1 protein-coding gene is annotated in these 285 nt (G+C 55.1%); it reads right to left on the minus strand.

From position 1 onward, the window contains the following. Positions 1–285 (minus strand): secretin N-terminal domain-containing protein (locus tag R0J87_RS19555; protein WP_498888330.1); only part of this gene is annotated, 285 nt, incomplete at both ends.

The following is a 285-nucleotide window of genomic DNA, read 5'->3' on the forward strand; positions in this document are numbered from 1 at the left end:
AGATCCATTTGCGCTACCCACTGTTCAAGCGCGCTTAACGCCGTTTTGTTATCTCGTAGCAAAAGGCGATTGGTGCGTTTATCGACGGTCATACTCCCTTTGGCACTCAGTAGCTTCTCCCCCGCTTTCGCCAGTTCTCCCGCGTCGGCGTATTGCAGGGTTATACTGCGATTTTCCAGCGGCAGATTTGCCTGCGCCCGCGCCTGCTCCGCCTCCTGGCGGGCGATATTGTTATTCTGCCAGGCAATGGAATGCACTGAGAGAATGTTGTCTTCCTGCCGCGTT

This window comes from Halomonas sp. SIMBA_159 (genome assembly GCF_046536035.1).
Classification (GTDB): domain Bacteria; phylum Pseudomonadota; class Gammaproteobacteria; order Pseudomonadales; family Halomonadaceae; genus Vreelandella; species Vreelandella venusta_A.